Source organism: uncultured Aggregatibacter sp., from assembly GCF_938046485.1.
In the GTDB taxonomy this organism is placed as follows: domain Bacteria; phylum Pseudomonadota; class Gammaproteobacteria; order Enterobacterales; family Pasteurellaceae; genus Aggregatibacter.
Genome location: NZ_CALIWN010000036.1, coordinates 34700 through 59270 on the forward strand (window position 1 = coordinate 34700; position 24571 = coordinate 59270).

The 24571-nt window shown below is 41.6% G+C and carries 25 protein-coding genes and 1 pseudogene; 3 read left to right on the forward strand and 23 right to left on the reverse strand.

The window, feature by feature from the left end; translation table 11 throughout:
• Nucleotides 1-12: 12 nt before the first annotated feature.
• The 6 genes from tolR to Q0203_RS04925 form a co-directional block, all read right to left on the reverse strand.
• Nucleotides 13-435 carry a colicin uptake protein TolR gene (gene tolR / locus Q0203_RS04900; RefSeq protein WP_021615164.1) on the reverse strand — a complete coding sequence of 141 codons (423 nt, stop codon included), beginning with the start codon at nt 433-435 and terminating at the stop codon, nt 13-15.
• An 82-nt stretch (nt 436-517) separates the two neighbouring features.
• Nucleotides 518-1207, reverse strand: a complete 690-nt coding sequence (gene tolQ / locus Q0203_RS04905) for a protein TolQ (protein WP_021615165.1) — start codon at nt 1205-1207, stop codon at nt 518-520.
• A gap of 23 nt (nt 1208-1230) precedes the next feature.
• Nucleotides 1231-1641, reverse strand: coding sequence for a tol-pal system-associated acyl-CoA thioesterase (gene ybgC / locus Q0203_RS04910; RefSeq protein WP_297929964.1), 411 nt, complete (start codon nt 1639-1641; stop codon nt 1231-1233).
• Between the two features lie 106 nt (nt 1642-1747).
• Nucleotides 1748-2035, reverse strand: coding sequence for a cyd operon protein YbgE (gene ybgE, locus Q0203_RS04915; RefSeq protein WP_021615167.1), 288 nt, complete (start codon nt 2033-2035; stop codon nt 1748-1750).
• Between the two features lie 112 nt (nt 2036-2147).
• A complete protein-coding gene (gene cydB, locus Q0203_RS04920; RefSeq protein WP_209364448.1) occupies nt 2148-3287 on the reverse strand; it encodes a cytochrome d ubiquinol oxidase subunit II in 1140 nt (379 codons plus the stop codon).
• 14 nt (nt 3288-3301) lie between these two features.
• Nucleotides 3302-4867 (reverse strand): cytochrome ubiquinol oxidase subunit I, encoded by a 1566-nt coding sequence (locus tag Q0203_RS04925; RefSeq protein ID WP_021615169.1) that lies wholly within the window; start codon nt 4865-4867, stop codon nt 3302-3304.
• A 445-nt stretch (nt 4868-5312) separates the two neighbouring features.
• Between Q0203_RS04925 and Q0203_RS04930 the strand changes: the two genes are divergently transcribed.
• On the forward strand, nt 5313-5654 hold the full coding sequence (locus Q0203_RS04930) for a DUF5339 domain-containing protein (RefSeq protein WP_021615170.1): 342 nt from the start codon (nt 5313-5315) through the stop codon (nt 5652-5654).
• Nucleotides 5655-5702: 48 nt separating this feature from the next.
• Here the strand turns inward: Q0203_RS04930 and ruvB are convergent, their stop codons facing one another.
• The 8 genes from ruvB to aspS form a co-directional block, all read right to left on the reverse strand.
• Nucleotides 5703-6716 carry a Holliday junction branch migration DNA helicase RuvB gene (ruvB, locus tag Q0203_RS04935; RefSeq protein ID WP_297929967.1) on the reverse strand — a complete coding sequence of 338 codons (1014 nt, stop codon included), beginning with the start codon at nt 6714-6716 and terminating at the stop codon, nt 5703-5705.
• A 15-nt stretch (nt 6717-6731) separates the two neighbouring features.
• Nucleotides 6732-7346, reverse strand: a complete 615-nt coding sequence (gene ruvA / locus Q0203_RS04940; RefSeq protein ID WP_297929969.1) for a Holliday junction branch migration protein RuvA — start codon at nt 7344-7346, stop codon at nt 6732-6734.
• Between the two features lie 63 nt (nt 7347-7409).
• The gene (gene ruvC, locus Q0203_RS04945) at nt 7410-7982 is read right to left on the reverse strand and encodes a crossover junction endodeoxyribonuclease RuvC (RefSeq protein WP_297929971.1); all 573 of its coding nucleotides are present in this window, start codon (nt 7980-7982) and stop codon (nt 7410-7412) included.
• A gap of 57 nt (nt 7983-8039) precedes the next feature.
• Complete coding sequence (locus Q0203_RS04950) at nt 8040-8471, reverse strand: hypothetical protein (RefSeq protein WP_209364444.1); 432 nt, start codon at nt 8469-8471, stop codon at nt 8040-8042.
• A gap of 9 nt (nt 8472-8480) precedes the next feature.
• Nucleotides 8481-9221, reverse strand: a complete 741-nt coding sequence (locus Q0203_RS04955; RefSeq protein WP_297929973.1) for a YebC/PmpR family DNA-binding transcriptional regulator — start codon at nt 9219-9221, stop codon at nt 8481-8483.
• Nucleotides 9222-9233: 12 nt separating this feature from the next.
• Nucleotides 9234-9680: a dihydroneopterin triphosphate diphosphatase gene (gene nudB / locus Q0203_RS04960; protein ID WP_297929974.1), complete on the reverse strand. Its 447-nt coding sequence runs from the start codon at nt 9678-9680 to the stop codon at nt 9234-9236.
• 111 nt (nt 9681-9791) lie between these two features.
• Complete coding sequence (locus Q0203_RS04965; protein WP_297929976.1) at nt 9792-11060, reverse strand: NRAMP family divalent metal transporter; 1269 nt, start codon at nt 11058-11060, stop codon at nt 9792-9794.
• A 1034-nt stretch (nt 11061-12094) separates the two neighbouring features.
• Nucleotides 12095-13861 (reverse strand): aspartate--tRNA ligase, encoded by a 1767-nt coding sequence (aspS, locus tag Q0203_RS04970; RefSeq protein ID WP_297929978.1) that lies wholly within the window; start codon nt 13859-13861, stop codon nt 12095-12097.
• Nucleotides 13862-14026: 165 nt separating this feature from the next.
• On the opposite strand from aspS, the gene cmoA reads away from it, so the two are divergent.
• Nucleotides 14027-14749 carry a carboxy-S-adenosyl-L-methionine synthase CmoA gene (cmoA, locus tag Q0203_RS04975; RefSeq protein WP_297929980.1) on the forward strand — a complete coding sequence of 241 codons (723 nt, stop codon included), beginning with the start codon at nt 14027-14029 and terminating at the stop codon, nt 14747-14749.
• 93 nt (nt 14750-14842) lie between these two features.
• Here the strand turns inward: cmoA and gdhA are convergent, their stop codons facing one another.
• From gdhA to Q0203_RS05020, 9 genes and pseudogenes are all read right to left on the reverse strand, one after another.
• A complete protein-coding gene (gene gdhA / locus Q0203_RS04980; protein ID WP_295975924.1) occupies nt 14843-16192 on the reverse strand; it encodes an NADP-specific glutamate dehydrogenase in 1350 nt (449 codons plus the stop codon).
• A gap of 294 nt (nt 16193-16486) precedes the next feature.
• A pseudogene (locus Q0203_RS04985) lies at nt 16487-16663 on the reverse strand (IS200/IS605 family transposase); the annotation flags it as partial.
• Nucleotides 16664-17167: 504 nt separating this feature from the next.
• On the reverse strand, nt 17168-18403 hold the full coding sequence (gene nqrF, locus Q0203_RS04990; protein ID WP_209364440.1) for an NADH:ubiquinone reductase (Na(+)-transporting) subunit F: 1236 nt from the start codon (nt 18401-18403) through the stop codon (nt 17168-17170).
• Between the two features lie 11 nt (nt 18404-18414).
• Nucleotides 18415-19011, reverse strand: a complete 597-nt coding sequence (gene nqrE / locus Q0203_RS04995; RefSeq protein ID WP_005633378.1) for an NADH:ubiquinone reductase (Na(+)-transporting) subunit E — start codon at nt 19009-19011, stop codon at nt 18415-18417.
• A gap of 3 nt (nt 19012-19014) precedes the next feature.
• Nucleotides 19015-19644 (reverse strand): NADH:ubiquinone reductase (Na(+)-transporting) subunit D, encoded by a 630-nt coding sequence (locus Q0203_RS05000; protein WP_297929982.1) that lies wholly within the window; start codon nt 19642-19644, stop codon nt 19015-19017.
• Nucleotides 19644-20429, reverse strand: a complete 786-nt coding sequence (locus tag Q0203_RS05005; RefSeq protein ID WP_295973687.1) for a Na(+)-translocating NADH-quinone reductase subunit C — start codon at nt 20427-20429, stop codon at nt 19644-19646. The genes Q0203_RS05000 and Q0203_RS05005 overlap by 1 nt, the downstream gene beginning before the upstream one ends.
• Nucleotides 20422-21657, reverse strand: coding sequence for an NADH:ubiquinone reductase (Na(+)-transporting) subunit B (locus Q0203_RS05010; RefSeq protein ID WP_295973689.1), 1236 nt, complete (start codon nt 21655-21657; stop codon nt 20422-20424). Before Q0203_RS05010 ends, Q0203_RS05005 begins: the two co-directional genes overlap by 8 nt.
• Before the next feature lie 2 nt (nt 21658-21659).
• Nucleotides 21660-23000: a Na(+)-translocating NADH-quinone reductase subunit A gene (locus Q0203_RS05015; RefSeq protein WP_297929984.1), complete on the reverse strand. Its 1341-nt coding sequence runs from the start codon at nt 22998-23000 to the stop codon at nt 21660-21662.
• A 360-nt stretch (nt 23001-23360) separates the two neighbouring features.
• Nucleotides 23361-23672 (reverse strand): BolA/IbaG family iron-sulfur metabolism protein, encoded by a 312-nt coding sequence (locus Q0203_RS05020; RefSeq protein WP_021616995.1) that lies wholly within the window; start codon nt 23670-23672, stop codon nt 23361-23363.
• A gap of 95 nt (nt 23673-23767) precedes the next feature.
• Between Q0203_RS05020 and Q0203_RS05025 the strand changes: the two genes are divergently transcribed.
• Nucleotides 23768-24361, forward strand: coding sequence for a YajG family lipoprotein (locus Q0203_RS05025; protein ID WP_209364434.1), 594 nt, complete (start codon nt 23768-23770; stop codon nt 24359-24361).
• The last annotated feature ends 210 nt before the right edge of the window (nt 24362-24571 follow it).

Genomic DNA, 24571 nt, shown 5'->3' on the forward strand with positions numbered 1-24571 from the left:
TACCTATATTTATTAAATGGGATTTGTCATTAATCCAACTGATTTAATGCCGGCAAGGTGAAGTAAATTCAGTGCTTTAATCACCTCTTCATAAGGCACATCCTTTGCACCACCAACTAAGAACATCGTATTGTTATCTTTATCAAACTCTTGTTTTGATAATTGGGTAACCATATCTTCAGTTAAATTTTCCGTACGGTTACCACCAATTGAAATGGCGTACTGCCCCACACCCGATACCTCTAAAATAACCGGTGTTTTGTCTTCAGTAGACACATTTTGGCTTTGCACGGCATCCGGCAATTCAACTTCTACACTTTGACTAATAATAGGCGCCGTAGCCATAAAAATTAAAACCAATACTAAAAGCACATCCAAAAATGGCACAATATTGATTTCAGATTTGATATCGCGACGCTGACGACGATAAGACATATCAACCCTCTAAACTGAGAATTCTAAAAACAGCTAAAATAATGACCGCACTTTATCAAAATGCGGTGAGAACTCGTTACAATTAATTATGATGCGTTTTACCAAACACTTGACGGTGTAATATAGTTGTAAACTCATCAATAAAATTGCCGTAGTTTTGCTCTAATTTATTTACACGTAAACTTAAACGGTTATAAGCCATAACAGCCGGAATCGCTGCAAATAAACCGATTGCTGTTGCAATTAACGCTTCGGCAATTCCTGGTGCAACCATTTGCAATGTCGCTTGTTTTGCTCCGCTTAATGACATGAATGCGTGCATAATCCCCCAAACCGTACCAAAAAGACCGATATATGGGCTAATGGATGCGACGGTTGCCAAGAATGGAACGCGCGTTTCAATATCTTCAATTTCGCGATTCATAGATAAATTCATTGCACGGGTACTTCCTTTAATGATAGCTTCCGGTGCATCTGGGTTTGCTTGTTTTAAACGCGTAAACTCTTTAAAACCAACATAAAAAATCTGTTCGCTACCGGTTAATCCATCACGACGATTAGACAACCCTTCATATAATTTATTTAAATCCTCGCCCGACCAAAAGCGTTCTTCAAATACCATGGATTCTCTTAAGGCTTTTGTTAACACACGGCTACGCTGAATAATAATTGCCCAAGAGGTGATTGAGAAAGCGATAAGAATCAGAATCACTAACTGAACAACGATACTCGCTTTTAGAAACAAATCTAAAAAGTTTAACTCTGCGGTCATTATATGCTCCGAAAATAATTTATTTATATTTGATGAGTTAGTATTGTCTTGATTACCTGTGGGATCGCAACAGGTTTCATTTTTCCAAGATCAACATAGGCTACCTTTACAGTAGCCTGACACAACGTTAATTCATCTCGTTTAATTGCTTGAGAGAAAATGAGAGAAGCCCCTTTTATTTCCGTAATACTGGTTTCAATATGTAATAAATCATCCAATTTTGCCGGAATTCGGTAATCCACATTCATGGATTTAACGACAAAGGCACTTTTATTTTCCGCTAACAATGCTTGTTGAGAAAAATTAAATGTTCTTAAATATTCTGTTCTAGCACGCTCTAAAAAATGCAAATAACGTGCATGATAAACGACTCCGCCTGCATCCGTATCTTCATAATAAACACGAGCAGAATAATGAAAAACACTTTGTTCCAATTTTTCTTATCCCTAACCAAACTTCAAAAGGCAAGAAGTTGGCTATTTTAAAATGCTACAAAATGATTAGCAAGTAGCACTCATAAAAATATCCGTTGGATTATCTCTAAGTGAGTAGATTGTTAAACAGTGCGATAATTGCTGCAACATAGCCGAACCATGGCATAAAAATTGCGCGCCAAAACGCAGCTCGAATATCAAAACCGATACCATGAATCCATAAAATGACAACACCCCAAATCACTGCCAAAACATAATAAAATTCAACCGCTCTTAGCTGTGTTGAGAATTGATTGACATTTAAAAAGAAAAAAATCGTTAGTGCCAGTGCTAAAACAAATGAAAGGGTTCGTAACGAACCCTTATTTGCTAATTGATACAATGCGTTAATCATGCATTACTCGTCAAATTGACCTGAACGCTCTTTGTTCATTGTAATTTTTGCACTTACGCCTATCGCGAATAAAACACCGATGACCCAAATTGCATATAACATATTATTCTCCTTAGTATAAGGTGTTTTTATTGTCTTCAACAAAGCTTTCATCTAAACGACCAAACATTTTGTAGTATGACCAAATAGTGTAAAGCAATGAGATACTCACGAAGACTAATGCAAGATAGAACATTAACGTTAAGGTTAGTTCACTTGATGTTGCATCCCACATTAATAAGCTTTGTGCCGGGTGAGTACTTGAAGGCATCACAAATGGGAACATGGATACTGCAGCCGTAATAATCACGCCTGCCATGGTTAATACAGAGAAGAAGAACGCAAAACCACAACGATTTGCTTTAGAGGCAACCACATTTAATAAGGCACCAATAACAACCAATGCTGGGAAGATCCACAAAGCCGGAGTCTCGTTGAAGTTCTTGAACCATGCACCAACTTCAACCGCCACTTCTTTGCCGGAGGCTGGAGAAGATGGGGCAAAGTGATCCAATACGCTGGTTACAACATAACCTTCTTTAAAGGAAAGCCATACGCCCGCAAGAACAAAGGTAATTAATGTCACTAATGCGCCAATTTGAGTAATGGCTCTTGCACGATTGCGCAACTCTGCCGTTGTTTTCATTTGTAACCAGTTTGCACCGTGTGTCACTAACATAGCAAGACTTAGCACGCCACAAAGTAGTGCAAATGGGTTTAATAACGCAAAGAACGAACCTGTATAGGTCACTTGTGAAAGCTCATTTAATTCAAATGGCACACCTTGCAATAAATTACCAAATGCCACACCGAAAACTAATGCTGGTACAAAACCGCCGGCAAACAAGCCCCAATCCCATACTGCACGCCATGTTGGGTTATCAATTTTCGCACGATATTCAAAGCCAATTGGACGGAAAAATAATGCCGCCAACACTAAGAATAAGGCAATATAGAAACCGGAGAAGGCTACGGAATACACAATCGGCCATGCCGCAAAGATTGCACCACCGGCAGTTAATAACCATACTTGGTTACCATCCCAGTGAGGAGCAATGGAGTTGATCATAATACGCTTTTCAACTTCTTTTTTACCGGCAACCGGTAAAAGTGCGGTCACGCCCATATCAAAACCATCGGTAACGGAAAAACCGATGAGCAATACAATGACTAGCACCCACCAAATAATACGTAGAAATTCATAATCAATCATAATTCGTCTCCTGCTTATTTAGATGATTGCTCAAAGTAGTATTTACCGGTTTTTAATGCGCTCGGGCCTAAACGGGCGTATTTAAACATTAAGTACATTTCAACAATAATAAAGAAGAAATAAAGCACACAAATTAACCCGATAGAGAACCAGAGATCACTCACACTTAAATTGGATGCCGACACACCAACAGGCAATACTTCATAAATCGCCCAAGGTTGACGACCATACTCAGCTAGGAACCAACCAAATTCAATGGCTAAGAATGGCAATGGTAATCCCCATAACAATGCTTTAAGGAGTAAGGGTGAGGCAGTGACTCGACTACGTAAATTTTGCACAAATGCACCAAACGTTAATAAGATAATTAAACCACCGGCAGCTAACATTCCACGGAACGCCCAGAAGTTCGGACCAACATTAGGAATGGTATCACGTGCTGCTTGTTTAATTTGATCTTCCGTTGCATCCACAACTTTATCGGTATAACGTTTTAACAACAATCCAAAACCAAGATCGCCTTTCACTTCATTAAATTGCGCTTTAGTTTCTGGGTTAACCTGACCTGTTGCTTTTTTCTGTGCTTTTAACTGGGTAAACAAATCATAAGCCATAATACCATTGCGAACGCGCGTTTCATTTTTTGCTTGAAGCTCTTTTAGACCGGTAATTTCTTTATCTAAAGAACGTGTAGCAATTAAGCCACCAAGGTATGGAATTTCAATCGCAAAATCATTACGCATTTCTGCGGTATTCGGAAGAGCAACAGGATGGAATGGCGCTGGCGCAGCATGCGTTTCAAATTCAGCTTCCATCGCCGCTAATTTTACAGGTTGCGCTTTACCAATATCGTAACCGGATTCATCGCCCATCACTAGCACGGCAATTGAGGCAATAAATCCCCAGGTAGCCGCAATAGAGAAAGAACGCTTAGCAAAGCCAAGATCACGACCTTTCAACAAATAGTAAGAACTGATTGCCAACACAAAGAATGCACCGGCAACATAACCGCCAGATAAGGTATGCAAGAATTTACTTTGTGCAACCGGATTCAACCATAAATCTAAGAAGCTGGTCATTTCCATACGAACGGTTTCAAAATTAAATTCTGAACCTGTCGGTGATTGCATCCAACCGTTTGCCACCAAAATCCACATCGCAGAAAGGTTTGAACCGAAGGCGACACAATAAGTTGCCAATAGGTGTTTCCCTTTTGTTAGGCGATCCCAACCAAAGAAAAATAAACCCACAAATGTTGATTCTAAGAAGAATGCAAGCAATGCTTCGATCGCCAACGGCGCACCAAAAATATCACCTACATAGTGAGAATAGTAAGACCAGTTCGTACCAAATTGGAATTCCATAATGATACCGGTCGTTACCCCTAGGGCAAAGTTAATCCCAAATAACTTACCCCAAAATTTTGTCATATCTTTATACACTTCTTTACCTGTTACGACATAGGTCGTTTCCATGATGACAAGCACGAAAGACAATCCTAGTGTCAGCGGCACAAAAATGAAGTGATACAGCGCCGTTAAAGCAAACTGTAATCTTGAGAGTTCAACAACGTCTAACATCTCGACTCCTTGTAAAAGCTACAAGTCCTTAAATTCATGATTACCAAGTAATCACCCCATAAACATCAAAAATGTTTTGAATTTGCATAAGAAAATTATCTTTATAATGACTGCGGCTTAATTTGGATAAACATCAGTGATTACATAGACAACCCAAATGATTGGCACATTCTACTACTAAATATAGGGATAAAGAATAGAGAAATATGTCGCAAAGATCACATTTTTGAAATTAAATCAAAAACAACTCAAAATAAGTAATTTAGGCTAAATTGATCAGGATCAAATTATATATTCTATTAACATAATTTCAACATCTATTCACTTTAACTGCATAAAAATGAGGGTGATTCGAAAAAAGAGACTAGACATCACAAAAGGATTCTGATAACTTCATGCAAGATTTACACTTTGAAGATAACTTGAACAACAAAAAGGCTTCAATATGACACAAAAAATAACGCACATTTTTACCGCACTTTTCACGACAATGATGGTTGCAAGTGTTTCAAATGTAGCCAATGCCGCAGACGTGGATAAAGACAAAAACGCAAAATCCATTGCGAACGTTCCACAACAGTGCAAGGATTTATTCAGTGAAACCGAAAATTTGATTGCAGAAGCGGAGAAACAACCAGGTACACACCCTCAAGTCAATAAAATCCGTAGTAAGCTCAATCAAAGTAAAAAACAAATTCTCGAAATGGAGTTAGCTACGCAAATTAAAAGTTGCGATGTTGCCATGGCGAAACTCAACAGCATGAAACAACAGCAACAAACACAGTAATTTCTCACGAAACAAAAGGCTTATTTGATTGAATAAGCCTTTTGTTTTTTAGTCTTCACATGATATTTTTTCAATGCCAAAATGACGATAAGTTGTTGAGGTCGCCATTCTTCCGCGAGGTGTTCGTTGTAAGAATCCCTGCTGAATTAAATAAGGTTCCAGCACATCTTCAATAGTATCCCGCTCTTCCCCAATAGCCGCGGCTAAATTGTCTAATCCCACCGGACCACCATCAAAACGCTCTAAAACGGCTGTCAGCAACTTCCTGTCCAAATAATCAAACCCGGCATCATCAATATCTAACATAGACAGCGCCGCTTTGGCAATGGCTCCGGTAATCACGCCGTTATTACGCACATCTGCATAATCTCGCACTCGACGCAATAAGCGATTGGCAATCCGTGGTGTTCCGCGAGAGCGACGAGCAATTTCATAGGCTGCCGAATCATCAATTTTAAGCTGCAAACAGACCGCACTTCTTGACACAATGGACGTTAAATCGGGCACGGAATAAAATTCCAAGCGTTGCACAATGCCAAAACGATCGCGTAATGGCGAGGTTAAAGAACCCGCCCGAGTTGTCGCACCGATAAGCGTAAAAGGCGGTAAATCCAATTTAATGGAGCGGGCAGCCGGGCCTTCGCCAATCATGATGTCCAGCTGATAATCTTCCATTGCCGGGTAAAGGACTTCTTCGATGGCCGGTGAAAGGCGATGAATTTCATCAATAAACAACACATCATGAGGTTCAAGATTTGTCAGCATGGCGGCTAAATCACCCGCTTTTTCCAAAACCGGACCGGATGTCGTGCGAATATTTACCCCCATTTCGTTGGCGACAATATTAGCCAATGTGGTTTTTCCTAATCCCGGCGGGCCAAAAATCAACAAATGATCCAACGCATCCTGACGTAATTGTGCCGCTTTGATGAAAATTTCCATTTGTTCGCAAACTTGCGGTTGTCCCACGTAATCCGCCAACAACTTAGGGCGAATGGCACGGTCAATCACCTCTTCGTCTAATTTTGCCGTAGCACTGATAATTCTGTCTGCTTCAATCATCTTGTCTATCTCAAATTACAACGCGGCTTTTAAAGCTTCACGAATTAACTGCTCACTGGAAAGCGCCGGTTTAGACACTTTTTTCACCATTTTCTCTGCATCGACAGGCTTATAGCCCAAGGCGATCAATGCGGCAACAGCCTCATTAGAAGGTTCAGCGGTTGCAACGGTTTCCATGCTAAGACTTGGCAAATGATCCGCTTGCATAAAGAAGTCGTTATTTTTTACGCCTTTAAATTTACCTTTGAGTTCAACCAAGAGTCTTTCTGCGGTTTTTTTACCGACCCCCGGAATCTTCACTAATTTTGACAGTTCTTCACGTTCAATGGCATACGCAAACTCATCTACCGACATGGCAGATAAAATTGCCAACGCCAATTTAGGGCCTACACCATTGGTTTTGATCAATTCACGAAATAAAGTGCGGTCTGTTTTTTGTGCAAATCCAAAGAGTAAATGAGCATCTTCACGCACGACCAAATGGGTAAATAAGCTGGTTTGTTTGCCCACTTCGGGAAGATGATAAAAACTTGTCATCGGCAACAACAATTCATAGCCGACACCCTGCACATCCAACAAAATTTCCGGTGGCTGTTTTTCCATTAAAATGCCGGTGAGATGACCAATCATAGTAATCCTAGTTATCTGTAAAAAATTGTGCGTAGCATAAAATAAAACTGGATAAATATCCAGTTAAATTTTTAAACGGAAACGGCCTCGACTATATCGCGTGCGTAAAAGTGCGGTCAATTTTTCCTGCGTTTCATTTTGACCCGCGGCATCTGCCACATGAAAAGAGTGCTGTATGGAATGGGCATGCGTAATGGCGATCGCTAAAGCATCCGCCGCATCGGCTTGTGGCTTATCGGAAAGTTTAAGAATACGAGTCACCATATCCTGCACTTGAATTTTATCCGCCGAACCAATACCTACCACCGTTTGTTTGATTAGGCGTGCTGCATATTCAAACACCGGCAAATCATGATTCACCGCTGCAACAATCGCCGTACCACGAGCTTGTCCGAGTTTCAGTGCTGAATCCGCATTTTTTGCCATAAACACTTGTTCAATCGCAAACATATCCGGTTGAAATTGCGTGATGATTTCAGTCACACCGGCATAAATACGTTTTAAACGGGTTGGCAAATCATCTACTTGAGTGCGAATGGCACCACTGCCAAGGTATTCCAATTGTCGCCCGGTTTGTCGGATAACGCCATAACCGGTCACGCGCGAACCGGGGTCAATGCCTAAAATAATTGCCATAATCGGGTATAAAACAAACGGCTAGAAGACCTAGCCGTTTTTATTTGACGTGAAAGTTTATTGATTTGCTTTTGCGGTCGCTTTCGCGTTCACATCACAGTTTTTCACGATAATTTTGTCGGCTTTTTTGCCTTTTTGTAAAAGATTTACCGGCACGACAGAATCAAATTTATCCAAGGTTAAACCGCTGTCCACATTCCACACATAGTTGCCGGAAGTAAATGCGGTAAAATCTTTTTGAGACGCATCGCGAGCAAAGTCTTTTGCAATCACTTTATTGCCGACCATCACCATTGCACCTGTCGGTTCTTGACCTTCGAATTGATACACGGCAGTCACAGTTTTCTTGTTGCAAGAATACACGACGGTTTTATCCGTAATCGTTGGCATGGCGCCGGCAGCTTTGGATTCGACATTGGCTGTTGCATTAGAACACGCCGCCAAAATGGCAACTGTAGCCATTGCAGAGAATACTTTAACAAATTTCATAAATGCTCCTTATAGCATTGCAGCGACTTCATCGCTAATTTCACCATTGTGATAAACGTTTTGTACGTCATCACAGTCTTCCAACATATCAATTAAACGCAATAGTTTCGGTGCAGTTTCCGCATCCAAATCCACTGTCGTTGATGGAATCATTGTCACTTCAGCGCTTTCAATTTTAAAACCGGCGGCTTCAATACCGTCACGCACCGCGCCTAATTCTTCCCAAGCGGTATAAATTTCGAAAGAACCGTCATCTTGTGGTTGAACATCATCTGCACCCGCTTCGATTGCCGCTTCCATTAACGCATCTTCATCCGCTTGGAGCACTAAAATCAATCCTTTTTTACTGAACAAATAACCAACAGAGCCTTCTGTGCCTAAGTTACCGCCACATTTGGTAAAACTTGGACGAACTTGAGAAATAGTACGATTGGCGTTATCGCTTAAACATTCCACCATGACAGCCGTGCCACCCGGTCCGTAACCTTCATAGATTTTGGTTTCCATATTGGTGTCATCGCCACCACCAACACCACGCTCAATAGCACGGTTAATGGTATCACGGGTCATGTTGTTGCTGAGCGCTTTATCCACTGCCGCACGTAAACGTGGGTTCGATCCCGCATCGCCGCCACCGATTTTTGCAGCGGTTACCAATTCACGAATTAATTTAGTAAAGATTTTGCCACGTTGCGCATCTTGTGCTGCTTTACGGTGTTTAATATTTGCCCACTTACTATGGCCTGCCATGTTGTTTTCCTTCTATTTTGTCAAATCAAATAAATATTTTCTTATCGCTTCTGCGTTATTAGGGGATTTCGTCATCTGCACCGCCTGTGCCGGCGAAACCCATTGAAAAGCGAGATGTTCGGTTAATTCAGGGGTAAATTCCTGCTCCACGGCCAACAAAAACCAGTGCTCTCGGCAGTGGGTAACATTCGGTGCGTATTTATAGCGGAAATGCGGAAAAATTTCAAACGTTACGCTTTCATGACAATCCCAAAGTGCGGTGCTTTTTGACGGCGTTTTTAACCGCACTTCTTCCCAAACTTCACGCACTGCAGCGTCATACGGCATTTCATGTTCTTCCAAAGAACCGGTGACCGATTGCCAGAAAGCCAGATCATCTCGACGCTGTAGCATAAGCACTCTGCCGCTCTCTTTGGCATAAATGACAACAAGGACAGATTGGTTGTTTTTATATTTCAATTGGATATCCACGCAAATAAAAAGTTCGCCATGTATTTTCACTTAAAACAACGTAAAAAAGAACCGCACTTTAAAGAAACCCTTAAAGTGCGGTCGTTTTTAGAGAAATTTTTAGCCTAACCAGCCGGCTTGCTGTGCAATAAAGAGTGCGGCAAACGCGGTTAGGTAGAATAAGCCGATAAAGGATAACCACAATAATCCGCCTTTCACGCTGTGTTTCGCTTTCATGGTTAAGGATAAGTTCAACCATGCAAACACCGGCGCAGAAACAAAGGAAGCGATCATAGCGAATTTCAACATCGGACCAACGGCGTTATTAAAATAGAAAATAATGGCTAAACCGGAGACCGCGGCAAGCACCATGGCAATGTTTAAGGTTTTTACGGTGCTTTCGCGTTTACCAAGTAATAAACGCAAGGATTCAACGTTGGTACGGGAATAGCCGTCGATAACGGTGATAGTTGTGCCAAACATACACATGAAGGCAATCACTGCAATCAATAAACGCGCCCATTCACCGATGGTGCTGGCATACATATTGATTAATTGCGCGATATATTTACCGCCCACCATTTCTACGGTTTCAGGTGAACCGAATTGTACCAATGCGCCAAGCGCCAAGAACACGACCGCTAAAATCGCCGTACCGATGTAACCCACGTTGAAGTCAAACAAACCATCTTGATAAGACACTTTGGTCAAACGACGTTTTGCCACCACCCACATGGAGTTAATGGCAGAAATTTCAATCGGCGCCGGCATCCAGCCCATTAATGCCACTAAAAATGCCAATTTGCTTAATTCCCACGGGGAAGGCGCAACGAAATCTGCCGGTGCGACACCTTGCATACCGTTACGCATGAATGCAATCACCACGGCGCTGACTGTTGTCACAGTTAAGGCGATCATGATGATTTTGGATAAGCTGTCTAATAAGCGATATTTCCCTAACAGTAAAATACCGGTTGTGACACCGATCACCAATAAACTGAGGACCGGCATTGGCAATGGAATAGGGATCACAAAAGTTAAAATGGCTGCGGTTAACAAACCTACCGCGGCGGTGTTAATCACGGTGGCAAAAATATTTAATGCAAGGAATAGCCACAAATAAAATTTACCTTTTTGGCGGTAACCTTCCAACAAGGTATTGCCGGTATCTAAGGTATATTGCACACCGAAACGGAAGAAAGGATATTTGAATAAATTCGCAAGAATTACGATGCTCACTAATTCCCAGCCATAAATCGCACCGGCTTGGGTGGATGCGATAATATGCGAACCGCCAACAGCAGCAGATGCCATGACGATTCCGGGACCTAAGGCAGAGAATTTACTCGCCCATGTAGATTTTTCAACTTGATTGATTGGTTCACTCATAAAATGTCTCTTTAAATGATAGAAAGGTGCGTATTTATAATAGAATTTTCATCTAGAGTAAAGTGAACACAGCAATAAGAAAAAACAAAGCAAAAGATAAAAAACTTTGTTTTTCTAAAAATCAGCATTTTATTCCAAAAAATAAGAGATTAAAAACGGATAAATCTTGCTAACTTGACGAATGACAGTGAATAAAATTTTTAACAAAGTCATATAAAATTTATATTCACGGTACGCCTGATTGAGAGATTCAAGAGACGATGGTGCTATTCAGTATTTTTTGAGTGAAAAAATACATTTGCAGAAGGGTGAAATAAACAAATAAGATTAACAATTAACAACAAGACATGACACGTTGTGATAGGAATATTCTCAAACAACACATAAACCAGCACATTAACGGCAAGCAGCCACGCAATAAAAATATCTCTCGCCCAATGTCGGCCGTGTAAGATGTTTTTATTGAGGAAGAAAATGACGACAAAATTTAAATAAGGCATAAAAAGCAGAGCGCTGGACTGAATAAAGGAGTCGCCAAGAGCAAGCACAATCAAAGTGAGTCCTAATACAATAAGATAATTAATAATGATATTAGTCCAACAAATAATCGGGATAGAACGCGGCTTTTTCATATTGTTTAATCTTATTCTAGTTATTTTGGCTTTGGTATTGAAACGATTTTGCAAATCGATTATAGCAAGAAACCTAAAGCAAGTCATTTACTTAACATTTTTATTACATAAATTTTACATTGTGTAACATATCTTACATGAAAGTGTGACTTAATTCGCACAATTTTAACGAGAAATTTATTATTCCACAACCATTTTAGGCTTATTATCCATATTATTTATTATAATTCTTATTCGTAGTAGTAGTAGTAGTATCTATGCTATTGAAAAATAACGATATTTCAAGTGATAAAAAAGCTATATTTCAGTCATGAGTAACATGACTAAAATATAGCTCATCGGTCTTCTTTGTTTCATAATTCAATCAAAAAAGACACCGCACTTTTTATTCAAAATTAGCCGTTAAGCATTTTTAACCACCTGAATACTCAGCTCAGCTAACGCCTGTGGATTCGCAAAACTTGGCGCTTCGGTCATTAAGCACGCCGCTGCCGTCGTTTTCGGGAATGCAATCACATCACGAATATTTTCGGTTCCGGTTAAGAGCATAGTTAAACGGTCTAAACCGAATGCTAAACCTGCGTGTGGCGGTGTGCCGAATTTCAATGCATCCAACAAGAAACCAAATTTTTCGCGTTGTTCTTGTTCGTTAATGCCAAGAATACGGAATACAGTTTGTTGCATTTTCGGATCGAAAATACGCACAGAACCGCCACCTACTTCGTAACCATTGATCACCATATCGTAAGCATTAGCGACCGCACTTGTCGGATCAGCTTCCAATTGTTCCGGTGTGAAATCACGTGGCGATGTGAATGGGTGGTGCATTGCCGCCAAGTTGCCTTCATCATCACGTTCAAACATTGGGAAATCAATTACCCAAAGCGGTTGCCATTCGTCTAAACGGGTTAAGCCGAGATCGCGTCCCAGTTTCAAACGCAATGCGCCCATGGCATCTGTGGTGGTTTGCCATTTGTCTGCGCCGAAGAACAAGATATCACCGTTTTGTGCTTTTACACGTTCAGCTAACGCTTTCCATACATCTTCAGTTAAGAATTTCGCAATTGGGCTTTGAACGCCTTCAAGGCCCGCATTGATATCATTCACTTTCGCCCAAGCCAAACCTTTCGCGCCGTAGATACCAACAAATTGGGTGTATTCATCAATTTGTTTACGGGTAATTTCGCTGCCATTTGGTACACGAATGACCGCCACTCGACCATTCGGATCATTGGCTGGACCTTGGAACACTTTGAAATCCACCTCTTTAACGATGTCTGCAACATCGACTAATTCAAGTGGGTTACGCAAATCCGGTTTGTCGGAACCAAAGCGATTCATCGCTTCGTGCCAAGTCATCACAGGGAATTTGCCTAAATCCACACCAATGATGTTTTGCCATAAACCGTGCACCATACGTTCCATAATCTCACGCACTTCAGGCGCTGTCAGGAAAGAGGTTTCCACATCGATTTGGGTAAATTCCGGTTGACGATCCGCACGCAAATCTTCATCACGGAAACATTTCACAATTTGATAATAACGATCAAAACCGGACATCATGAGCAACTGTTTGAAAAGCTGTGGTGATTGTGGCAATGCATAGAATTTGCCTTTATGCACACGGCTTGGCACTAAATAGTCGCGCGCACCTTCCGGTGTGGCTTTGGTTAGCATTGGGGTTTCAATATCTAAGAAACCGTTGTCATCCATAAAACGACGTACAAAACTGGTGATTTTCGCACGTGTTTTCAAACGTTGCGCCATTTCAGGACGGCGTAAATCCAAATAACGGTATTTTAAGCGTTGTTCTTCCGTGTTGTTTTGGTTGAAGTCTAACGGCAACACATCGGAGGCATTGTAAATTTTCAATGCTTTTGCCAAGACTTCCACTTCACCGGTCGCCATGTTTTTATTAATTTGGTTGTCCGGACGAGCAATCACTTCACCTTTGATTTGAATACAAAATTCGTTACGCAAACCGGCAGCCGCGGTCAAGGCGTCTTGGTATTTCGGGTCGAAACACACTTGCACGATGCCGTCACGATCGCGCATATCAATAAAGATCAACCCACCTAAATCGCGGCGGCGATGAACCCAACCGCTTAATGTCACTTCTTGACCGATATTTGCGCGGTTTAACGCACCGCAATAATGTGAACGCATCATTTTTTATTCCTTATTATATTCTGAATCATTAAAGAGAAATTAACCGTCCGATTATACGGAAATTGCCTGGGCTTTTGAATTGGAAAGCGAAATTTATTTGCGCCGTTAAAAACTTTCTCTAAAATAACCGCACTTTTTATTTCAAATCATTGCATCGCAAAAAATATGAAGGATACCCTATTCTCTGCGCCCATTGAAAAATTGGGCGATTTTACCTTTGACGAAAGCGTCGCGGAAGTATTTCCTGACATGATCCAACGCTCTGTGCCGGGCTATTCCAACATCATCACAGCTATCGGCATGCTTGCCGAACGTTTTGTGACGGCAAACAGCAACGTTTATGATTTAGGTTGTTCCCGTGGGGCGGCGACCCTTTCCGCTCGTCGTCATATTAACCAACCGAATGTGAAAATTATCGGGGTGGACAATTCCCAACCGATGGTGGAACGTTGTCGTCAACATGTTGCCGCCTACCATAGCGACATTCCGGTAGAGATTCTCTGTGACGACATTCGCCACATTGAGATCCAAAATGCATCCATGGTGATTTTGAATTTCACCCTGCAATTTCTGCCGCCACAAGATCGCGTGGCGTTGTTGGAAAAAATTCATCAAGGATTAAATCCAAACGGCGTATTGGTGCTGTCAGAAAAATTCCGCTTTGAGGACGAACAAACCAATGAATTGCTGATTGATCTTCACCATCAATTTAAACGCGCCAACGGTTACAGTGAATTAGAAGTGAGCCAAAAACGCACCGCACTTGAAAATGTGATGCGCACAGACAGCATTGAAACCCATAAAGCGCGATTAAAAAATGTCGGCTTTTCTCATGTGGAGCTTTGGTTCCAATGCTTTAACTTCGGTTCCATGATTGCGATGAAATAAGCGCAAAGCTCAAAATAAAAAAGTGCGGTGGAGTAAAACGTTTTAAAAATCCACCGCACTTTTCTTTAACATCGCAAGCGAAATTTTGAAAAATTAATACACGCCTTGCGCCAACATGGCATCAGCCACTTTAACGAAACCGGCGACGTTCGCACCCACGACATAGTTAATATTGCCTTGTGCATCACTGCCGTATTTTTTACAGTTAGCATGAATGTCTAACATAATGCGGTGTAATTTTGCATCCACCTCTTCTCTTGTCCAACTTAGACGTTGTGCGTTTTGCGACATTTCCAAACCGGAAGTGGCAACGCCACCTGCGTTTGCTGCTTTGCCCGGTCCGAAGAGTACGCCGGCGTCAATAAAGGCATTGGTGGCTTCAATGGTCGTTGGCATATTGGCACCCTCCGCCACCACTTGTACGCCATTGGCGATAAGGATTTGGGCATCGGCTAATTCTAATTCGTTTTGGGTCGCACATGGGAGCGCAATATCGACTTTTAAATGCCACGGCCGAGCACCGGCGACATATTTCAAGCCAAAGAGATCAGCGTAATCTTTTACCCGCCCCCGTTTGACATTTTTGATGTCCATTAAAGCGGCTAATTTTTCAGCCGTGAAACCTTCTTCATCCACAACGGTACCCGATGAGTCGGAACAGCTAATGACTTTTGCGCCAAGCGCCATCGCTTTTTCAATGGCATATTGTGCCACGTTGCCGGAGCCGGAAACCGCGACGGTTTTGCCTTTCAAATCTTGACCTTTTTCTGCCAGCATAGCTTGGACGAAATAAACCAAACCATAGCCGGTGGCTTCCGGACGAATTAAGCTGCCGCCGAAGCTCAAGCCTTTGCCGGTAAACACACAGCCGGTTTGATTGGAGAGTTTTTTCATCATGCCGGTTAAATAACCCACTTCACGCGCGCCCACGCCGATATCGCCTGCCGGCACGTCGGTGTCCGGACCAATGTGGCGATAAAGTTCTGTCATCAAGGCTTGGCAGAAGCGCATGACTTCCGCATCGCTTTTGCCTTTCGGATCGAAGTCTGAACCGCCTTTGGCGCCGCCCATTGGCAATGTGGTTAAAGCATTTTTGAAGATTTGTTCAAAACCTAAGAATTTTAAAATGGATTGGTTGACGGACGGGTGAAAACGCATTCCACCTTTGAAAGGACCGATAGCGCTGTTAAATTGAATGCGGAAAGCGCGGTTGACTTGCACTTGGCCTTTGTCATCCGTCCATGCTACGCGGAATTGAATGATGCGTTCCGGTTCAACTAAACGTTCTAATAAGGCTTCAGAGCGGTATTTCGGGTTTTTCTCAAGGAATGACCAAATAGACGTGAATACTTCGCGTATCGCTTGTAAAAATTCCGGTTGGTTTCCGTCACGTTGTTCGACTTTGGCTAAGAAGGCTTCTAAGGAAGCGACTGCGTTAGACATAAAAAATCTCCTGTTGATGATGTTTGCATATATTGTTTTTATTAATCGGAATCACTATGCAACAACTCTTCTTATTTTTCCAAAACAACCATCAAAAACAGAAAAAATTTAGAATAAAAGATAGAATAATATAGATAATATCTAATTATTTAATAATTTTATTGAGATTCATCTAAATAACAACCCACACATAAAACGTGCGGTTTTTAAGCTCCCCTATAAGGGTCTATACTTCATAAGCTCCTCAAAGGGCTTGTGAAAACTGACAGGCGTGTCTAATGACTTCCTTGCATATCCCTTAAAAGGGTCAATATGCTCTTTCGTTGATAAATTATCTTGAACCATGTCTTCTTTTTCTTGATTCCTTATATAGTCCTCCACAACTTTTGTATTTAAGCCCACGATGCTGACAAAAAATCCTTTCACTCGGAAATGTCTATTTTCATATCCCTATTTTAGTGAATTGTGGCGTGCAACTTGTTGCACGAAATCGTGAATGCCCGAAAGCGTTAAATAACGTTCCGTGTGTAATTTGGTCGTGCATCAAGATGCACGCTACGCACAAAATCGTGAATTGCGCATCAAAGTTCATGTTTTAATCATGCGTGCAACAAGTTGCACGCTACGCACAAAATCATGAATTGTGCATCGAAGTTAATGTTTTAATCATTCGTGCAACAAGTTGCACGCTACGAGGGGTAAATAATCTTCCTATATGCTGAATTTGGGTTGTCGCCTTGTTCACTGTATAGCGAGGATTTTTTCTGTTCATCGCTTAAGCTATTTAGCTCCATACACATAGCGTATGGTTTTCATAGCCAGACTTTGGCTGGCTATAATAAAAATTAAATAAAGCATTCGTTTAGACAAAAAATAAGCCCTGCAAAATACAGGGCTTATTGTGTTTAAACTGATCATAGAAAGCATGATGCTCAAGTGCGGTCAGTTTTGAGATAGTTTTCTCTCTATTATAGATTAACCACCGAAGTCATCTAATAAGATGTTTTCATCTTCAACACCGAGGTCTTTCAACATTTTGATTACCGCCGCATTCATGACCGGAGGTCCACACATATAGTATTCACAATCTTCTGGCGCTTCATGATTTTTCAAGTAGTTTTCATAAAGTACGTTGTGAATAAAGCCGGTGTAACCTGTCCAGTTATCTTCCGGTAACGGATCTGATAATGCTACGTGCCATGTAAAGTTCGGGTTTTCTGCTTGAAGCTGATCAAAATCTTCTACATAGAACATTTCACGTTTAGAACGGGCACCATACCAGAAAGACATTTTACGTTTAGAATGTAAACGTTTTAATTGGTCGAAGATATGGGAACGCATTGGCGCCATACCTGCACCACCACCAATAAAGACCATTTCGTTGTCGGTTTCTTTCGCAAAGAATTCACCAAACGGACCGGAAATGGTCACTTTATCACCCGGTTTTAATGACCAAATGTAAGAAGACATTTGTCCCGGAGGCGCATCCGGTTGACGTGGCGGAGGCGTCGCAATACGCACGTTCAACATAATAATGCCTTTTTCTTCCGGATAAGATGCCATGGAGTAAGCGCGGATAATATGCTCATCCACTTTAGACACATAACGCCATAAATCGTATTTGTCCCAATCTTCGTGGTATTCTTTCGGAATATCGAAATCTTTATAGTAAACCGTATGTGGATCGGCTTCGATTTGGATATAACCACCAGCACGGAATGGTACTTCTTCACCCTCAGGAATCGCTAATTTCAGCTCTTTGATAAAGGTGGCTTTGTTATCATTAGAAATAACAGTACATTCCCATTTTTTCACACCAAAGATTTCTTCCGGCAATTCAATGTCCATATTGCCTTTCACGTTCACTTGGCAAGAAAGACGATAGCCTTCTTTCGCTTCACGTTTGGTGATGTGAGATAACTCTGTCGGTAAAATTTCACCGCCACCGCTTTTCACTTTTACCACACATTGACCACAGGAACCGCCACCGCCACAAGCTGATGACACAAAGATCCCTTTGCTGGCAAGCGCACCAAGCAATTTGCCACCGGCTGGTAACGTAATGGCTTTATTGGGATCATTATTAATTTGAATGGTAATGTCGCCGGAATCGACCAATTTAGATTTGGCAAATAGAATAATGGCGACAAGCACTAAAACGATCGCGGTAAAGGCTGCAACACCGAGTACAAGAATTGTTGTTTCGCTCATTTACGCCCTCCTTATAACTGAATACCGGAAAATGACATAAAGCCAAGCGCCATTAAGCCCGCTGAGATAAAGGTAATCCCTAAACCTTTCAAACCGGCCGGCACATCTGCATATTTCATTTTCTCAGTTAAACCGGCTAACGCAACGATTGCCAACATCCACCCCAAGCCTGCACCAATACCGTACACGGCAGATTCTGCGAAGGTATATTCACGTTGAATCGCAAAGGATACGCCACCGAAGATCGCACAGTTTACAGCAATAAGCGGAAGGAAAATCCCCAATGCGTTATAAAGTGCCGGGAAGAATTTATCGAGCGTCATTTCAAGAATTTGAACGATACCCGCGATAATCCCGATAAACGTAATAAAGCTTAAGAAGGATAAATCTACGCCTTCAACTAAAGCCCCATCTTTTAACACGTGTTCAAACACAAATTGGTTCGCCGGTACAGAAATGCCAAGCACAACGGTGACCGCAACCCCTAAGCCGAATGCTGTTGACACTTTTTTCGATACGGCAAGGAAAGTACACATTCCTAAGAAGAAAGAAAGCGCCATATTTTCAATGAAGATCGCCTTCACAAATAGGCTAATATAATGTTCCATTGATTATTTCTCCTGTTGCTCAGGTTTCCACGTTCTTAAGCCCCAAATGATGAAGCCGATAATAAAGAACGCACTTGGTGCAAGAAGGAACAAGCCGTTCGGTTGATACCAACCACCGTCTTGAATGGTTTGGAATACTGGGAAACCAAGTAAACGACCGGAACCAATTAACTCGCGTAACGTTGCAACAATTAATAAAATTGCACCGTAACCTAAACCGTTACCGATACCGTCAACAAAGCTCTCAAGCGGACGAGATTTCATCGCAAAAGCTTCTGCACGACCCATTACGATACAGTTGGTAATAATCAATCCCACGAATACTGAGAGCTGTTTCGATAAACCATAAGCAAAAGCTTTCAATACTTGGTCAACCAAAATTACCAAAGACGCGATAATTGCCAGTTGTACAATGATACGAATACTATTTGGAATGTACTGGCGAATCATTGAAATAAACATACTGGAAAAACCGGTTACTAAACTTACCGCAATTGCCATAACGATTGCGGTTTGTAATTGAGTTGTTACCGCTAACGCAGAACAAATACCCAAAATTTGCAGCGCAATCGGGTTATTTTTTACGATCGGATTAAGCAAAAGTGATTTTAAATTGCTTTTTGCATCAGCCATTATCTTGCCCCCGCTTTAAATTTTGCTAAGAATGGACCAAAACCATTTTGACTAAACCAATAATCAAAGGAACCTTGCACACCATTTGAGGTTAAGGTTGCACCTGATAAGGCATCAACGCCGTGTTCTTTGTTAGAAGACGCATTTTTAGCAACACGAATAGCCACACGTTGATTATCATCAAACAGTTTTTTATCTACGAAAAGTGCTTGCCAACGCGGATTGGCGATTTCACCACCAAGACCGGCTGTTTCACCTTGGTCATAGTAAGTAATGCCTTTGATGGTATTGGCATCTGGGGCAACTGCAACGAAACCGTACATTGTTGACCATAAACCACGACCATACATTGGTAATACCACTTGGCTGACATTGCCTTGTTCATCTTTCACAAGGTAAACACGCGCCTGATTTGCACGCACTTTAATCCCGGCTTTATCTTGTTCAGCAGGAATGGCTTGGCTAAGTGCGGTCGATTTTACCGCTGTTTTTGGATCAAACTTTTCCACATCCTCTTTTGAGGCTTGAACAAAATCACCGCTTTGCAAATCCACTAAACGAGGTTCAATAAACTTGTTATAAGTGTCTTTAATGACGGAAGCATTATCTTCTTTCATTAGGCCGGCAACCGTTAAAATATTACGCTGAACGTCAAGTGCTTTTTGTTCATCTTGTTTTGATTTCAATGCCACTGCGGCACCGGAAACCACAATAGAACACACCAAACTTAGCAATACAACAACGGTAACTGTACCGCCAACGCTATCTTTATTAAATTTAGCCATTTGTTCTTGCTCTCCGACGTTTGATATTTGCTTGAACCACGATGTAGTCGAAAATTGGTGCAAACAAGTTTGCAAATAAAATCGCTAACATCATCCCTTCCGGATAAGCCGGGTTCACTGTACGAATTAATACTGCCATCACACCAATTAACGCACCGTACCACCATTTACCGGTATTTGTAAATGAAGCAGAAACAGGGTCAGTTGCCATGAAGATCATACCAAGTGCAAAACCACCTAATACGAAGTGCCAATGCCAAGGCATAGAGAACATTGGGTTAGAATCAGAACCGATAAGGTTAAAGAGGGTTGCAGTACCGATCATACCGATCATCACACCCGCCATAATGCGCCAAGAGGCGATGCGGGTAAACACGATCACTGCACCACCAATTAACAATGCGAGCGTTGAAACCTCACCCATTGAACCGGGAATATTACCAATGAACGCATCCATCCAAGTAATTGGTTCGCCGGTTACCGTATGTTGCAATGCGGCTTGACCACCTTGTGACCATTGTGAAAGTGCGGTTGCGCCTGAGAAACCATCTGCAGCAGTCCATACTAAGTCACCGGAAATTTGTGCCGGATAAGCGAAGAATAAGAATGCACGACCAGCAAGCGCAGGGTTCATAAAGTTACGACCGACACCACCGAAGATTTCTTTTGCTACTACGATACCAAAGGTAATACCGAGTGCCGCTTGCCATAATGGCAATGTTGGCGGAACGATTAAGGCAAACAGAATCGTAGAAACGAACATCCCTTCATTCACTTCGTGACCACGCACAACCGAGAATAACAATTCCCACATCGTACATACGGTAAACACCACTAAGTAAATTGGTAAGAAGAAAATCGCCCCTAACGCCATTTTAGAGCCCCAAGTTGCATTATTGGTTAAATCTAAACCTAATGAACTTGCAAGGGCATAGTGCCAATCACTCGCAATTAATTGTTCTAAATTGCCTAATTGATTTAAGGCAGGGATTGCTTGGTTACCCACATTGTACATACCGTAGAAAATCGCCGGAAACAATGCGAGGAAAACCGTAATCATCATACGTTTTGAGTCTAACGCATCACGAACGTGTGTGTTTTTGTGCGTTACCGTACCCGGTGTATAAAGCAAGGTATAAATCGATTCAAAGATCGGATAAAGCTTGCTGTATTTACCGCCTGGTAAAAACGCGGGTTCCATTTTTTCAAAAAGATTTTTCAAACCCATTTTTAACCTTCCTTCTCAATCTTATCTAGTACTTGACGCAAGATTGAACCGTATTCATATTTGCCCGGGCAAACGAAAGAACATAACGCCAAGTCTTCTTCGTCTAATTCAAGACAACCTAACGCTTGTGCGCCATCAGTATCGCCCACGATTAAATCACGTAATAATAATGTCGGTAAAATATCCAACGGCATCACACGCTCATAGCTACCGATTGGTACCATTGCACGTTCACCACCATTTTCTGCGGTAGTGAAGTTAAATAATTTCTTGCCAAAGTGACCAAGCACTGTACGGGTAATCGAATATTTATTCGGTTGTGGTGTAATCCAACCGAAGAACTCTTTCTCATTACCTTCTGCAATGACAGACACTTGTAATGCATAACGACCTAAATAATCATGCACACCTTTTGCCGTTTGACCGCAAAGCACTGAACCGGAAATCACGCGATTATTACCGTCTTTTAATTCACCTGCGGTTAATTGAGAGAGGTTCGCACCGATGACTGTACGCACTAAACGTGGCGATTTGACTTGTGGTCCTGCAAGAGAAATCACACGTTCTACATTGAGCTCACCAGTGGTAAATAATTTACCGATAGCAATCACATCTTGATAGTTGATATACCAAACGGTTTTATTGATTCCCACAGGATCAATAAAGTGAATATGAGTACCACTTAACCCCGCCGGGTGAGGGCCTGCAAATTCATTAATCACCACATTACTCGCATGTGATGCCGGAATTTTATTATCAGGCGCTTTACATAAGTGAATGTTGCCGTCATGTAAACGACTTAACACGGTTAAGCCATTGACGAAATCATTTTCGGACGCAGAAATAATAACCGCAGGATCTGCCGCGAGGGGATTGGTGTCCATCGCATTAACGAAAATGGATGAAGGCACGCTATCAATCGCCGGAACTTTGCTGAATGGACGGGTACGGAACGCTGTCCATAAACCGGATTCCTGTAAATTTTTACGCACTTGCTCTGCACTTAACGTGTTCAGTTCAGCTGTCTCGTATTTATCGAAAGAAAGCGCTTCATTGCCTTCCACTTTAATTACCACAGACTGTAATACACGTTTCTCGCCACGATGAATCGCGGTGATCGTGCCACTCGCCGGTGCGGTGAAAATCACACCAGGATTCTTTTTGTCTTCAAAAAGCACCTGACCTTTTTTCACTACATCACCTTCGCGAACCTTCATCGAAGGGCGCATTCCCACATACTCTTCACCCAGCAAAGCAACTTCAGTAACGGTATTCCCGTTATGGATTACCTGCTCCGGTTTTCCTGCAATAGGAAGATCCAAGCCTTTTTTAATCGTAATCATATTGTTTGCACTACTTTTGTTAGATTAAAAATACAGCAATAACCCTGAGGTTATTACCTCGTCTTGAGTGATGGTTGTTGAAATGATTAAAGAAGAAACAACAAGATACCTCTACACCAAATAATCACTCTTCAACCGGTAAAAATAAAACTCAAATTCTGCTATTCATTTGTCAAAGGTACGCAACACCCATGACAAAACGTTAAAATATTGCTAAAAATAAATGCCTTATTTTAACCAAATAATAACGTTCATGCCACTTTGAAACGTGGCTCTTTCTCGATTTTCCAAGAAAAACTGCACATAACTTGCAAAAAATCAATTTTTTATTTTATTGCGTAATAACAAAGAGGTAAGGAACTATAGCCCGACACCGGCACAACGAGGAGATTTCGGGAACTGCTGCCCTAATTCATCCCACTCTTGCTGAGTATAAAGATGCAATGCCAAGGCATGGATGCCATTTTGTAAATCTTGTGAGAGGAATTGATAGATTTTACGATGGCGTGCGACTTTACTCTGCCCTTCAAAGGCGTCACTAACTAATACGATTTTAAAATGCGAATCTGCACCACGCCCGGAGCTGTGCATATGACTTTCGTTTTCAACCGTAATAAAGTGCGGTTGAAATTCCTGACATAATCGTTGTTCTAATGCTTGTTGTTTTGACATACTTCTTCCTTAAAGGATTTATTAAATGAGGAGACTATACAATTACTTGTAACTTTGTAAGAATAGCGCAAATTAATCAAACTGATGAGGATATTATGAAATTTAATCTGAAAACCGTTATTCTCGGCTCTGTTCTGCTTTCCAGTGCGGTATTAACCGGTTGCCAAAGCGAACCCAGCACCTTGAGCTTTACACCGCCATCACCACAAGCCACCATGAATGTGAATCAATCTACGGTTGTTTACGTTACCACTCGCGATATGCGCCAAGCGCCTGAAATTTCCAGTTATGTTGCCGATGGTAAACTCGTCAAGTTATCCGCAACGCCAAGTGTTACCGAATTATTCCAACAAGTGGCACAACAAGATCTGGTTAGCAAAGGTTTTCGTATCGGCATGGCGAATAATTCTAATGCTGCTGTCACTGTAGATGTGCAAGAGTTCTTTGCGAAAGTCAACCAAGGCAATCTACGTTACGATATTGATAGCAAAATTCAACTCGCTATCCATGTTCAAGGCATGAAGGGTCAATTCAGCAAAAATATTAATGCGACTCGCAACTACTCCGGTGCTTTCTCGGCAAGAAATGCAGAAATCCAGAAAGTACTCGGCGAAACGCTTAACGAAGTGGTTCAATCTATTTACAAAGATCAAGAAATCACTCAAGCGATTACCCAATACGCAAACTAAAAACGCCGCAAAAAATGACCGCACTTTCTTGCTTATGCCTGAAAAGTGCGGTGAAAATCCCAAGTGTTTTTTAGGGCACAATCCCAAGGATAAAATTAACGCATAAATTTGATTTCAATTTATGCGTTAATTTTTGTTTTGCGAAATACAAAATCAGAATCGTAGCGTGCAACTTGTTGCACGAAATCATGAATGCCCGAAAGCGTTAAA

Coding starts and splice junctions, on each gene's coding strand:
- cmoA (WP_297929980.1), top strand. CDS start 14,027: ATGAAGGATACCCTATTCTCTGCGCCCATTGAAAAATTGGGCGATTTT.
- Q0203_RS05000 (WP_297929982.1), bottom strand. CDS start 19,644: ATGGCTGATGCAAAAAGCAATTTAAAATCACTTTTGCTTAATCCGATC.
- Q0203_RS05020 (WP_021616995.1), bottom strand. CDS start 23,672: ATGTCAAAACAACAAGCATTAGAACAACGATTATGTCAGGAATTTCAA.
- nqrF (WP_209364440.1), bottom strand. CDS start 18,403: ATGAGCGAAACAACAATTCTTGTACTCGGTGTTGCAGCCTTTACCGCG.
- tolQ (WP_021615165.1), bottom strand. CDS start 1,207: ATGACCGCAGAGTTAAACTTTTTAGATTTGTTTCTAAAAGCGAGTATC.
- Q0203_RS04965 (WP_297929976.1), bottom strand. CDS start 11,060: ATGAGTGAACCAATCAATCAAGTTGAAAAATCTACATGGGCGAGTAAA.
- Q0203_RS05025 (WP_209364434.1), top strand. CDS start 23,768: ATGAAATTTAATCTGAAAACCGTTATTCTCGGCTCTGTTCTGCTTTCC.
- tolR (WP_021615164.1), bottom strand. CDS start 435: ATGTCTTATCGTCGTCAGCGTCGCGATATCAAATCTGAAATCAATATT.
- Q0203_RS04955 (WP_297929973.1), bottom strand. CDS start 9,221: ATGGCAGGCCATAGTAAGTGGGCAAATATTAAACACCGTAAAGCAGCA.
- cydB (WP_209364448.1), bottom strand. CDS start 3,287: ATGATTGATTATGAATTTCTACGTATTATTTGGTGGGTGCTAGTCATT.
- ybgE (WP_021615167.1), bottom strand. CDS start 2,035: ATGATTAACGCATTGTATCAATTAGCAAATAAGGGTTCGTTACGAACC.
- gdhA (WP_295975924.1), bottom strand. CDS start 16,192: ATGTCTAACGCAGTCGCTTCCTTAGAAGCCTTCTTAGCCAAAGTCGAA.
- ruvA (WP_297929969.1), bottom strand. CDS start 7,346: ATGATTGGTCATCTCACCGGCATTTTAATGGAAAAACAGCCACCGGAA.
- Q0203_RS04950 (WP_209364444.1), bottom strand. CDS start 8,471: ATGAAATTTGTTAAAGTATTCTCTGCAATGGCTACAGTTGCCATTTTG.
- Q0203_RS04930 (WP_021615170.1), top strand. CDS start 5,313: ATGACACAAAAAATAACGCACATTTTTACCGCACTTTTCACGACAATG.
- ruvC (WP_297929971.1), bottom strand. CDS start 7,982: ATGGCAATTATTTTAGGCATTGACCCCGGTTCGCGCGTGACCGGTTAT.
- aspS (WP_297929978.1), bottom strand. CDS start 13,861: ATGATGCGTTCACATTATTGCGGTGCGTTAAACCGCGCAAATATCGGT.
- Q0203_RS04925 (WP_021615169.1), bottom strand. CDS start 4,867: ATGTTAGACGTTGTTGAACTCTCAAGATTACAGTTTGCTTTAACGGCG.
- nqrE (WP_005633378.1), bottom strand. CDS start 19,011: ATGGAACATTATATTAGCCTATTTGTGAAGGCGATCTTCATTGAAAAT.
- Q0203_RS05015 (WP_297929984.1), bottom strand. CDS start 23,000: ATGATTACGATTAAAAAAGGCTTGGATCTTCCTATTGCAGGAAAACCG.
- ruvB (WP_297929967.1), bottom strand. CDS start 6,716: ATGATTGAAGCAGACAGAATTATCAGTGCTACGGCAAAATTAGACGAA.
- Q0203_RS05010 (WP_295973689.1), bottom strand. CDS start 21,657: ATGGGTTTGAAAAATCTTTTTGAAAAAATGGAACCCGCGTTTTTACCA.
- Q0203_RS05005 (WP_295973687.1), bottom strand. CDS start 20,429: ATGGCTAAATTTAATAAAGATAGCGTTGGCGGTACAGTTACCGTTGTT.